The following is an 11,708-nucleotide window of genomic DNA, read 5'->3' as shown; positions in this document are numbered from 1 at the left end:
ATGACGATCACGCACAGTTCTCAAACTGGGGAATTTTCAACCAGCACATTTGGGGAGATTACAACCAGCACTCACAGCTATTACTGTGATCGGGAAAATGGCTGCTGCGTCCAACCCGGTGGATGTGCATGTTGGCAACCGTATCCGCCTGCGCCGCACCCTGCTTGGCATGTCACAGGAGCGGTTGGGCAATGCCCTTGGCCTCACATTTCAGCAGGTGCAGAAATACGAGCGTGGTCGCAACCGTGTTGGTGCGTCACGGCTGTATGATCTTGCCTGCGTGCTCGACGTGCCGGTGGCCTTCTTTTTTGATGGCCTGCCCGATCGTGGCATGGAACACGATGGCAGTGCGGATGAAGTCGCTGGCATGGCTGAACCGGCGGCCTGCGTGGCCCCGATCCCTGCCATGAAGGAAGAAGGCAGGGGGGAGATGCCTGCCGATGATCTCGCCCTGCTGTCGCGCCGCGAGACGATCGACCTGGTGCGCGCCTATTACGGAATCGAGGATAGCGGCACGCGCCGCCGCGTGCTCGACCTTGTACGCTCCATGGGGGCGTAAGCCTGCCATCATGAGAAAATTGTTGGGTGCCGTCCGTTTTGAAAGAGGCGGCGTTCTTTAAGCTTTTTGAAAAAAGCCGCGCCAGGAACTTTTTTACGATGGCTGGCGTCCCATGCTTTCATTCGCGTCGCAGCACCTGATCGGTCATGAAGGATGCGATTTTGCCGGCGCGGAAGTCGTGGCGCAGGCGGTCTTCGTCATATTCCGTGCGCACCCAGTCCATGAAGGGCATGCGCCCTTCCGCCTCCGCCTGATAGCGCAGGAAGAAGGCATCCAGCACGCCAGTGCGGGATGAATTGAAATGCCCGTTCTTCCATGAAAGCTGGCGTAGCGCCTGCTGCGCCGTGCCGCCCTCGAACAGGATGACCAGCCCTGCTGCAAGCCCGGTGCGGTCAGCACCCGACTTGCAGTGCATGAGCATGGGAAAGCGGATATCGCGGTAAATCCGCTCGAAGCGCTCGATGCGGTCGCGGTGCGGGGCGTTGCGGCTTTCGAATGCCATGTCGATATGGCGCAGGCCAAGGGCGTGCGCCGCCTCGCGTGACAGCGCATCGGAGCCACATTTGCGGTGCCCGCGCAGGTTGACCAGCGTTTTCAGGCCCAGCCTGCGCGTGGCCAGCCGCAGGCGCCACGGGGTTGGGTGGTTGCAGCGATAGACCCGGCCGGGAATGACCGTGCGGAAGTTGGTCCAGGTCTGGCGCAAAATGGCATGGTCAACAAACAGGCTATCGATCCACGCACGGCTTCGGCCAGCGGGGGTGGACAGGTTTCCCTCAAACACCGGCCTTGTCCTTTCAGGTGGGTGGAGACGAAAAAAGCGCTGGATTTTTCACATCCAGCGCTTTCCACGTCAATCAGGAATGAAGGGGTAGGGGCTATGCCTTGCGTTCGAGCTGCAGTTCCTTGATCCGGCCAATCGCCTTGGCGGGGTTCAGGCCCTTTGGGCAGGTCTGGGTGCAGTTCATGATCGTGCGGCAGGCATAGAGCTTGAGCGGATCTTCCAGCGCATCAAGCCGGTCGCCCGCATGCTCGTCGCGGCTGTCGGCAATCCAGCGGTAGGCCGCCAGCAGCGTTGCCGGGCCAAGGTAGCGATCGCCATTCCACCAGTAGGACGGGCACGAGGTGGAACAGCAGAAGCACAGGATGCACTCCCACATGCCATCCAGCTCGGCGCGTTCCTCAATGCTCTGGCGGCGCTCGGAATCCGGCGGCGGTGCCGTGTCGGATTTCAGCCACGGGTCGATCGAGCGTAGCTGGGCATAGGCGCCATCAAGGTCGGGCACCAGATCCTTGATGACCGGCATGTGCGGCAGCGGGTAGATGGCGACATCGCCCTCGATGTCGCGGATGGGCTTGAGGCAGGCCAGCGTGTTCTCGCCCGCGATGTTCATCGCGCACGACCCGCAGATGCCTTCACGGCACGAGCGGCGGAAGGTGAGCGTGGAGTCCACATCGTTCTTGATGTGGATCAGCGCATCGAGCACCATCGGGCCGATCTTGTCGAGGTCGATCTCGTAGGTATCGACCACGGGGTTGCTGTCATCATCCGGGCTCCAGCGATAGATCCGGAAGTTCTTGACATTGGAGGCACCGGGAGCGGCCGTGAAAATGCGGCCTTTGCCCACCGTGCTGTTCTTTGGCAGTCTGAATTCGACCATCGTCTCGTTCCTTTTCCGCCGTTACGTCAGTAGACGCGCTTCTTGGGGGGGAAGACCTGCACATCGTCGGTCAGCGTTTTCATGTGCACGGGGCGGTAGCTCAGCGTGACATCGCCCGCGTCGGTCATGTGGGCGACGGTGTGCTTCATCCAGTTCTTGTCATCACGATCGGGGTAATCGTCATGCGCCTGCGCGCCGCGGCTTTCGTGGCGGGCATCGGCGCCAGCCATGGTCACGGTGGCGTTGGCGAGCAGGTTCTCGAACTCGAGCGCTTCCATCAGGTCACTGTTCCAGATCAGCGAGCGGTCGTTGATCGAGATGTCGGGCAGTTCCGACCAGATTTCCTTTATCTTCTCCACACCCTGCGCCAGGCTCTCGGTGTTGCGGAACACGGCGGCGTGCTTCTGCATGGTGCGCTGCAGCTTGGAGCGCATGTCGGCCACGTGGGTCTTGCCCTTGGCGTAGCGCAGCCTGTCAAAGCGTGCGATGGCGGCTTCGCCAGCACCCTCGGGCAGCGGCCGGATCACTTCCTCGCTCTTGATGGTGGCGGCGGCGCGCTGGGCAGCGGCGCGGCCAAACACCACAAGGTCGAGCAGCGAGTTGGTGCCAAGGCGGTTGGCGCCATGCACGGACACGCAGGCCGCTTCACCCACGGCCATCAGGCCGGGCACCACCGCATCGACATCATCAGCCGTGGGGCGGATGACCTCGCCATGGTAGTTGGTGGGGATGCCACCCATGTTGTAGTGCACCGTGGGCAGGACCGGCACCGGCTCCTTGGTCACGTCGATGCCCGCGAAGATGCGCGCCGTCTCGGAAATGCCGGGCAGGCGCTCATGCAGGATCTCGGGGCCAAGATGCTCGAGATGGAGCATGATGTAGTTCTTCTCCGGCCCGCAGCCACGCCCCTCGTTGATCTCGATGGTCATGGCGCGCGAGACCACATCGCGCGAGGCGAGGTCCTTGGCGGTGGGCGCGTAACGCTCCATGAAGCGCTCGCCCTTGGAGTTGGTGAGGTAGCCACCCTCGCCACGGCAGCCTTCCGTCAGCAGGCAGCCTGCGGGGAAGATGCCGGTGGGGTGGAACTGCACGAACTCCATGTCCTGCATGGGAATGCCCGCACGGATCGCCATGCCGCCGCCATCGCCGGTGCAGGTATGGGCCGAGGTGCATGAATGGTAGGCGCGGCCATAGCCGCCGGTGGCCAGCACCACCTTCTGCGCGCGGAAGCGGTGCAGCGTGCCATCTTCAAGGCACCAGGCCATTACGCCACGGCAGGCGCCTTCCTCATCCATGATCAGGTCGATGGCGAAGTATTCGACAAAGAATTCGACGTTATGCTTCAGGCACTGCTGGTACAGCGTGTGCAGGATGGCATGGCCCGTGCGGTCGGCGGCGGCGCAGGCGCGGGGCACGGGGGCCTCGCCATAGTTGCGCATGTGGCCACCGAAGGGGCGCTGGTAGATCTTGCCATCTTCCGTGCGTGAAAACGGCACGCCCATGTGCTCGAGTTCCTGCACGGCAGGCACGGCCTCGCGGCACATGTATTCGATGGCGTCCTGGTCGCCCAGCCAGTCCGACCCCTTTACGGTGTCGTACATGTGCCAGCGCCAGTTATCCTCGGCCATGTTGCCAAGCGATGCACCAATGCCGCCCTGGGCTGCAACGGTGTGGCTGCGTGTGGGGAAAACCTTGGTCACGCAGGCGGTCTTGAGGCCAGCAGCCCCCATGCCCAGCGTGGCCCGAAGGCCGGAGCCACCAGCGCCTACGACAACCACGTCATATGCGTGGTCAACGATCCTGTAGGAGCCGGTGAGTGGTGAAGTGGTCGCGTTCATGTCTTGGACGTGTCCCGATGCTCGTTCGGACGGCCAGCCGGAAGTGCGGCCCGCCGGTCCGCGAATGTCATGTTCTGCTCAGGCAATGGCGCGGGGCTCAGCCCGCGGCAATCGTGCTCCGGCTGCTGCCGGCGAGCGCCAGCTTCAGTACCGAAACGGCGCCGAACAGACCCAGAAGGAAGACGATCCCCTTCATCAGCAGCCCGGCAGGCAGGTGCGCCTTGCCGTGCACATAGTCATCAATGATGACCTGCAGCCCGAGCTGGGTGTGATAGAAGGTCAGGATCACCAGCGACAGCATCATGGTGGTGTTGAAGGGGCGTGCCCCCCACTTCGCCACTTCCGGCTGGGATGCGCCAGCCAGGCGGAACACCTGGATCACGAACCAGCCCGAAAGCGGCACGAGGGCCACCGCCGAGGCGCGCTCGGCCCACCAGTGGCCGACACCGGCCTGCCCCGAACCCAGCCCGCGCGCGCGCGAAAGCTGCGAGCGCATGACCGTGACATGTGGCTTCTTTGGATTGCTCATGGTCAGGATGCCTTCTTGCGGGAGCGACAGATCGCAACGCCAACGATACCGGCGACGAGGGCCAGCGTGGTGCCGACCGTGACACCCACGGCAACCGGACCATCCTCGTTGATTTCCTTTTTGGAGAAGCGATAGCCGCTATCCCACGCCAGATGGCGCAGCCCCGCCACGAAGTGGTAGACCAGAGCCAGCGCCCAGCCTGCCATCAGCATCTGGCCGAGCGGGTTGCCGGTCACTTTCTGGACCTTCTTGAAAGATTTGGGTCCCTTTGCCGCCGCGCTGATCCAGCACAGGCCAAGTGCCGAACCGCCTGCGGCGGCGACACCGGCGGCGCGGTTCGCGATTGAAAGGAACATGGAAAGACGGAAGCGGTAGACCTGGAGGTGTGGGGACATAGGCCGCCTGGTCAGAGTTCCGTCGCTTCGCTGCCCTACATAGAGCGCATCACGGACATCCTGCATGGTCGTCTCGTCAATTTCCCTGTTATGGCTTCGGTTTGTTCCGTCGCCTTGTCTGAATTCGGTCCTACGCCGCGCGGCGGGCGGGGTCAACGCAGGCAGGGAACACGAGGTTGAGAGACCCAGCCCCCGCCATGGTGGCGGTACAGCCGCGCTGCACCGCCACCAAAGACCTGTGCTTCAGTGCCCGAGCAGGTCGAGGGCAACCATGGTCTCGGCAATCTGCACCGCGTTCAGGGCAGCGCCCTTGCGCAGGTTGTCGGCAACACACCAGAAGCCGAGTCCGTTGGGCACGGTGGGGTCGATGCGCAGGCGCGAGACATAGGTCGCATCCTCGCCCACGATCTCGAGCGGGGTGGCGTAGCCGCCATCCTCGCGCTTGTCGTGCAGCACCACGCCCGGCGCCTCGCGCAGGGCCTCGCGGGCGCGTGCAAGATCAACGGGTTCCTCGAATTCCACGGTAATGGCCTCGGCATGGCCAATGAATACCGGCACCCGCACGCAGGTGGCGAAAACCGCGATGTCGGGGTCGAGGATCTTGCGGGTCTCGACCGTCATCTTCCACTCTTCCTTCGTCGCCCCGTCATCCATGAAACGGTCGATGTGCGGAATGCAGTTGAACGCGATCTGCTTGGTGAACTGCTCGGCCTTGATCGGGTCGCCCACAAGGCTGCCACGCGCCTGGTTGAACAGCTCGTCCATGCCGCTCTTGCCAGCCCCCGCAACCGCCTGGTAGGTGGCCACCACCACGCGCCTGATTGTGAACAGGTCGTGCAGCGGCTTGAGCGCCACCACCATCTGGATGGTCGAGCAGTTCGGGTTGGCAATGATGCCGCGCTTCGCCTTCTTCACATCGTTGGGATTGACCTCGGGCACCACGAGCGGCACATCCGGTTCCATGCGGAAGTGGGATGTGTTGTCGATCACGATGCAGCCCGCCTTGGCCGCGCGCGGCGCGTGCACGGCCGAGACCGCGCCGCCGGGCGAGAAAAGGGCGACATCCCAGCCGGTGAAGTCGAAGGTCTCGAGGTTCTGCACCTTGAGCACTTTTTTGTCGCCAAACGAGACTTCCTTGCCCGCCGAGCGGGCGGAGGCGAGGGCCACGATCTCATCCACAGGGAACTGGCGCTCGGCCAGAGTCTTGAGGATTTCGCGCCCCACAGCACCGGTGGCGCCCACCACCGCAACGCGGTAACCCATAATCTTCTTTCCTGTCCTGTCATGCCGGTCCATTCGCGCGGAACGGGCCGTTTTCCGTCACTGTAGGGACACCTAGAGCCTGTATCGCCAACGTGCAAGCAACCTGTGCCGCCCCGAACGGGGGAATCGAATCGGGGGCAGGTCAAGGTGGCGGGTTCCATGCGATGATAGGTGTTGTGGCGTACCGCGTGCCCGAGGCACGCTTGACCCATCGCGCCCGTGCGTGGGGGCCTTTGTGGCCTGCCCCGCGGCCGCGCAGGCAAGGACGGTTAAAGAGATCATGGCCCCATCAACTGATATTCCCGCAACGCCCGCCCCGGTGCGCCCGGTCACCCCTGCGGGCGCGCACCGTGCGCCGCCGTGCACGCTGGTCATATTCGGCGCGCATGGCGACCTGACCAAGCGGCTGCTCATGCCCGCGCTGTACAACCTGGTGGGCAGCGGCCTGCTGCACCCGGATTTCCGCGTGATCGGGGTGGACAGGGTGGACAGCACCACGGCGGCGTGGCGCGACGGGCTGAATGCAATGATGCAGTCCTTCACCCACGACCCCAATGCCGAATTCCACCCCGCCAGCATCAATGCCGCGCAGTGGGACTGGCTGGCCCAGCGGCTGGAATACGTGAAGGCGGATTTCAGTGACGTGGCCGCCATCCGCGCGCTTGGTGAAAAACTGCCCGCCAATGCCATCTTCTACCTTGCCATCCCCTCGCGCTTTTTCGCCACCGTGGTGGAAACGCTGGGCGCTGCCGGAGTCGTGGCGCAGAAGGATGGCGCCTTCCGCCGGGTGGTGATTGAAAAGCCGTTTGGCTCGGACCTTGCTTCGGCCAGGGAACTCAACCGCCGCGTGCTGTCGGTGCTTGACGAGTCGCAGGTGTTCCGCATCGACCATTTCCTGGGCAAGGAGACGGTGCAGAACATTCTCGCCATGCGATTCGGCAACCTGATTTTCGAGCCGCTGTGGCGCAACGAATATGTCGACCATATCGAGATCACCGCTGCCGAGACCATTGGCGTGGAGCAGCGCGGCGCGTTCTATGAGCCCACCGGCGCGTTGCGCGACATGGTGCCCAACCACCTGTTCCAGCTTTTCGCCATGGTGGCGATGGAGCCGCCCAACACCTTTGATGCCGAGAGCGTGCGCAACGCCAAGGAGCAGCTGTTCGAGGCCGTGACCCCCATCGCCCCGGAGGACGCCGTGCGCGGCCAGTACGCAGCCGGCACAGTGGAGGGCAAGCCCATGGTGGGCTACCGCGAAAGCCCCGGTGTTTCGCCCCACAGCAATACCGAGACCTATGTGGCGCTCAAGCTGCATGTCGATAACTGGCGCTGGGCGGGCGTGCCGTTCTACCTGCGCACCGGCAAGGGGCTGGGCGGCCGACGCACGGAGGTGGTGGTGCAGTTCCGCAAGCCGCCGATGCTGATGTTCCGTGATACCGAGACCGAGAACCTGCCGCCCAACCGCATCATCCTCAACATCCAGCCCGCACAGGGGCTGACGGTGGAGCTCGGCGCCAAGAAGCCGGGGCCGGAAATGGACCTGACCGACGTGCAGGCCCGCTTCCGCTACGAGGACGTGTTCGCCAAGTCACCCAACGTGGGTTACGAGACCCTGCTCTATGACTGCCTGATGGGGGATGAGACCCTGTTCCAGCGCGCCGACAATATCGAGGCGGCGTGGAAGGCGGTCGATCCGGTCCTGCAGGCCTGGGCGCAGGACAGCACCGGCCCCGAACTGTATGAAGCTGGCACCACCGGCCCCAGGGGCGCGGATGCGCTGCTGGCACGTGACGGACGGGCCTGGTACCCGCTGGACAAAGCCTGAAAGAACAGAAGTTTCCGGGTGCCGCCTTTTTTCAAAAAGGCGGCGTTCTTTCGAAGCTTTTTGAGAAAAGCTTCACCAAAAATTTTTTCACTTAACAAAAAAGCCCGCACCATCATGGTGCGGGCTTTTTTTAATGCCTTTGGCGCAGTTGGTTACTGCGCGGCGGGGGCTGCTGTTGCGCCCTGCGTTGCGGCGGCACGCTCCTGCTGCTTCTCGGCATGCTCGCTGTCGCCCTGCACGAACAGGGTATCGGCATGCTTGCGCTGCTTTTTGGAGAAGCTGCCATAAAGCGGTGCAAACGCGCTGTTCAGCGTCTGCATGTCATGCGCGCGCTCGGCCACGAGGTCGGCATAGGACTGCATGTTTTCCACCGCGTTCATCTTGGGCAGCTTTTCGCGGCGCGCCTCGATGGCGTCATGCAGGCGCTGGGCGTTGTCCATCATGTCCTGCGCGAACGGCGTCCAGAGCGTTTCCTGTTTTTTGGTGATTCCCAGTTCGTCATGCAGGGCCTTGATGTGGGCCTCGACCTCATCGGGGGCCGGGTCGCGCGGGGTGTGGGCGAGCGATGCGGTCGTGTTGGGCGTGCCCTGCGCTGCGGGGGTTGCGGGCTGCGCGTCGGCGGCCATGGCCATGGCGGGCAGCATCATGAGGGCGGCAGCGGGGAGAAACCGGCGGAACATCATGTTGTGTATTTTCCTTCGCGGGAGAGATCAGGTGCGTGGGATGTCAGGCGGTCAGTAACCGCCGCCATACGGGTAGTAGGCCGGGGGCGGGGGCGGCGGAGGGGGGGCCGGATAATAGGCGGGCGGCGGCGGGGCGGCGCCCCGTTCGGCAAGTGCGCTGCCCAGCATGGCGCCAACCGCAAGGCCGGCAATGCCGCTGCCTACGGCAAGCCCCGCGCCACCACCGCCACGGCGGTAGCCACCACCACCATGCCAGCCGCCACGGGGCGGGCCGCCATGCCAGCCGGGGCCGGGACCGCGCGGGCCGCCGTGCCAGGGCTGGGCATGGGCCGCAGCCATGGCGGTGGCCAGCAGGCCAAGGGCGAAGCTGGCTGACAGGAGGGAAGCAGTGAGTTTACGCAGCTTCATGGGCTTTGAGTACCTCGGCATGACGTGAAGGCGAAGAACAGGAGCATGATAGGCGCCCCGCGTGGCGAAACAATGGCCCGGGCCGTGTTCAGGCCACCCAGGGCAACCGCTTGGTCAGGGCGGATAACCGGTGGCGGCGCAGTTCGTTGCGTGCGCGGGTGTCATTGGTCATGTAATTGAGCTGGATTGTATGGCGTGGGCCGACATACTGCCGGTGCCCATGCCATGTGTCCGGCCCGTTGGGAAAGATGAGCAGCGTGCCATTGACCGGCGGGATCTCGGCGGCGAAATCCTCCAGGTCGTGTCCATTGCGCAAAAGGCGCAGGCAGCCTTCATGCCGGGCCCAGGCGGCCTCGTCGGCAGCGTTGAGGTACAGCAGCACGGTCACGCGCTTGCTGTCGGAATCGCGGTGGATGCGCCCGTCCTTGGCCCGCGTGCGCCCGCGCAGGGTGAGCATGGTGGGGGCGGCATCCAGGTCGAGGTTGAATTTGGCGGCGATGAGCGCGCGCAGGCGCGGCCCTTCCAGCTCGGCCACCAGCCCCGCCATGAGCGGTGAGAGGCTGAGGGCCGCAGGCGGGAACGACCCGCCCGAGCGGATGGCGGGCAGGCTCGTGGCCAAGGCGCGCAGGTCGGGCGGCGTGATGAAATGCGGCACCACCACATGGGCGAAGGGTGCTGTTGCGACCGGCGTCGCCTCAAGTGCTGCATAGTCGGGGGTGACGGGTTGGATCATGCCATCTCTGCAAGCACGCGGGTGAAAGTGGCCCCGGCAACCGGGGCCGGTAAACCAATACGTGCCAGACTAGGGCCAGTTGCCTTCACCCGCAAGTGATCGCGCAGGTCAGACCTTGACCGTATCCACCGCATCAAGCACGCGGCTGGAATAGACCACGGCGGCCCCCGCGTTCAGCGCCACGGCAACGCCCAGCGCCTCGGCAATTTCCGCCTTTGTGGCGCCGGCCTTTACCGCCGCGGTGGAGTGGACGGAAATGCACCCGTCGCACCGCGTGGTCACGGCCACGGCCAGCGCGATGAGTTCACGGGTCTTGGCATCGAGGTGGCCGGTTTCGGCGGCGGCGCGGTCGAGGGTCTGGAGTCCCTTGAGCGTGCCGGGCGAGAGGGTGGCGAACGCGCCGATGGACTCGCCAAGATGGGCGCGGTAGGCGTTCCAGTCAGTCATCACAAATCCTCCATCTGGTAGGGTTTGAGTTCACCAGATGGAGAGAACCCCTGTCATGACACAGTTTGGCGAGATCGGGGCCTTGCTGGGCCTTTTTTAACGGACTATCGCCAAAATATCATGAATACCGATATCGCACCCGCCCGCCTGTCCGCTGCGGCGCAGCCCGCAGGCACAGGCCCCTTCGCCGCCTATGAGGCCCGCGTGGCTTCAGGCCGTCTGGATCGCGACCCCGAGCAGGAAAAAGCCGCCCGCAGGCTCGACCAGCTCTGGCGCGAACTGCGTGACTACCACCCGGTGGTCCAGTCCACCCCGCCCGCGAGTGGCTGGCTGGGCGGGCTCAGGGCGCGGCTCGGCCTCGCCCGCCCGGCTCATGAACAGGCCCGGCCGCGTGGCGTGTACATGGTGGGGCAGGTGGGGCGTGGCAAAACCATGCTGATGGACCTGTTCTTCAGCCTCGCCCCGGTCGAGCACAAGCGCCGGGTGCATTTCCACCGCTTCATGCAAGATGTGCACCAGCGCCTGCATGACATGAAGGAAGCCGACCCCTCCCTGTCCGACCCCATCCCGCCGCTTGCCCGCCAGATCGCGCAGGAGGCGTGGCTGCTGTGCTTTGATGAATTCCAGGTCAATGACATCGCGGACGCCATGATCCTTGGCCGCCTGTTCGACTACCTGTTCGCCGATGGCGTGGTGGTGGTGGCCACATCCAACACAAAGCCCGAGGACCTGTTTCAGGACCGCCCCGGCGCCGATGCGTTCAAGCCGTTCATCGCCGCGATCCTCAAGGAGGTCGATACCGTCATCCTCGATTCCCCGCGTGATTACCGCCGCGGCAACGCGCGCGGCATGCAGACATGGATCATCCCCGTCGATGCGGCGGCGACGAAGGAACTCGACTCGATCTTTGCCCGGCTGGCCGATGGCGCGCCGGTGGCGCCTGTCGCGCTCGACATCATGGGCCGCACCCTGAACGTGACGCGCGCCGCAGGCCCTGTTGCACGGTTCAGCTTTGCCGAGCTGTGCGGCAGGCCGCTCGGCGCGGGCGATTACCTGGCACTGGCCACGCGCTTCCCCAACCTCGTGCTTGATGGCGTGCCGCGCATGGGGCCGGACAATTTTGACGAGGCGCGGCGCTTCATCGTGCTGATCGACACGCTGTACGAACAGAACGTCAAGCTGTTTGCCTCGGCCGAGGACCGGCCCGACGCCATTTACGCCAAGGGGCAGGGGGCGACCGCGTTCGAGCGCACGGCCTCGCGGCTCGAGGAGATGCAGAGTGCGGCCTACATGCAGCTGCCGCACCTCAACGCATGATGGGCAAAAACGGCCGAAGGGTCACGCCATCGTGACGGTTATGGCGGTGGTGT

The 11,708-nt window shown here is 64.4% G+C and carries 13 protein-coding genes; 3 read left to right on the top strand and 10 right to left on the bottom strand.

The genetic code is table 11. The features are described 5' to 3' along the window. Positions 1-97: 97 nt before the first annotated feature. Positions 98-559 carry a helix-turn-helix domain-containing protein gene (locus DV027_RS11100; protein WP_130731864.1) on the top strand — a complete coding sequence of 154 codons (462 nt, stop codon included), beginning with the start codon at positions 98-100 and terminating at the stop codon, positions 557-559. Between the two features lie 118 nt (positions 560-677). On the opposite strand, the gene DV027_RS11095 is transcribed toward DV027_RS11100, so the two are convergent. The 6 genes from DV027_RS11095 to DV027_RS11070 form a co-directional block, all read right to left on the bottom strand. After that, a complete protein-coding gene (locus DV027_RS11095) occupies positions 678-1,340 on the bottom strand; it encodes a tyrosine-protein phosphatase (protein ID WP_130731863.1) in 663 nt (220 codons plus the stop codon). A gap of 94 nt (positions 1,341-1,434) precedes the next feature. Further along, a complete protein-coding gene (locus tag DV027_RS11090; protein ID WP_130731862.1) occupies positions 1,435-2,217 on the bottom strand; it encodes a succinate dehydrogenase iron-sulfur subunit in 783 nt (260 codons plus the stop codon). Between the two features lie 26 nt (positions 2,218-2,243). Further along, the gene (sdhA, locus tag DV027_RS11085) at positions 2,244-4,055 is read right to left on the bottom strand and encodes a succinate dehydrogenase flavoprotein subunit (RefSeq protein WP_130731861.1); all 1,812 of its coding nucleotides are present in this window, start codon (positions 4,053-4,055) and stop codon (positions 2,244-2,246) included. A 97-nt stretch (positions 4,056-4,152) separates the two neighbouring features. Continuing rightward, entirely contained in the window at positions 4,153-4,584 is a 432-nt protein-coding gene (gene sdhD, locus DV027_RS11080; RefSeq protein WP_061274364.1) for a succinate dehydrogenase, hydrophobic membrane anchor protein, read from the bottom strand. Between the two features lie 2 nt (positions 4,585-4,586). Next, positions 4,587-4,979, bottom strand: a complete 393-nt coding sequence (gene sdhC / locus DV027_RS11075; protein WP_082770802.1) for a succinate dehydrogenase, cytochrome b556 subunit — start codon at positions 4,977-4,979, stop codon at positions 4,587-4,589. A gap of 243 nt (positions 4,980-5,222) precedes the next feature. Next, positions 5,223-6,242, bottom strand: a complete 1,020-nt coding sequence (locus DV027_RS11070) for an aspartate-semialdehyde dehydrogenase (protein ID WP_130731860.1) — start codon at positions 6,240-6,242, stop codon at positions 5,223-5,225. 280 nt (positions 6,243-6,522) lie between these two features. Between DV027_RS11070 and zwf the strand changes: the two genes are divergently transcribed. Next, the gene (zwf, locus tag DV027_RS11065; RefSeq protein WP_130731859.1) at positions 6,523-8,067 is read left to right on the top strand and encodes a glucose-6-phosphate dehydrogenase; all 1,545 of its coding nucleotides are present in this window, start codon (positions 6,523-6,525) and stop codon (positions 8,065-8,067) included. 152 nt (positions 8,068-8,219) lie between these two features. Here zwf and DV027_RS11060 read toward each other — a convergent pair whose 3' ends face one another. The 4 genes from DV027_RS11060 to DV027_RS11045 form a co-directional block, all read right to left on the bottom strand. Then, entirely contained in the window at positions 8,220-8,750 is a 531-nt protein-coding gene (locus tag DV027_RS11060; RefSeq protein ID WP_130731858.1) for a Spy/CpxP family protein refolding chaperone, read from the bottom strand. A gap of 51 nt (positions 8,751-8,801) precedes the next feature. Further along, positions 8,802-9,158, bottom strand: coding sequence for a hypothetical protein (locus tag DV027_RS11055; protein WP_130731857.1), 357 nt, complete (start codon positions 9,156-9,158; stop codon positions 8,802-8,804). Between the two features lie 88 nt (positions 9,159-9,246). Beyond that, entirely contained in the window at positions 9,247-9,891 is a 645-nt protein-coding gene (locus DV027_RS11050; protein ID WP_130731856.1) for a 2OG-Fe(II) oxygenase, read from the bottom strand. 108 nt (positions 9,892-9,999) lie between these two features. Beyond that, positions 10,000-10,338, bottom strand: a complete 339-nt coding sequence (locus DV027_RS11045; RefSeq protein WP_130731855.1) for a carboxymuconolactone decarboxylase family protein — start codon at positions 10,336-10,338, stop codon at positions 10,000-10,002. Between the two features lie 120 nt (positions 10,339-10,458). Between DV027_RS11045 and zapE the strand changes: the two genes are divergently transcribed. Next, a complete protein-coding gene (gene zapE / locus DV027_RS11040; RefSeq protein ID WP_130731854.1) occupies positions 10,459-11,655 on the top strand; it encodes a cell division protein ZapE in 1,197 nt (398 codons plus the stop codon). Positions 11,656-11,708 lie beyond the last annotated feature (53 nt).

The organism is Komagataeibacter xylinus, assembly GCF_004302915.1.
GTDB lineage: Bacteria > Pseudomonadota > Alphaproteobacteria > Acetobacterales > Acetobacteraceae > Komagataeibacter > Komagataeibacter xylinus_C.
Note: the sequence above shows the minus strand (reverse complement) of the source record. Positions and strands in the feature narration are given on the sequence as shown.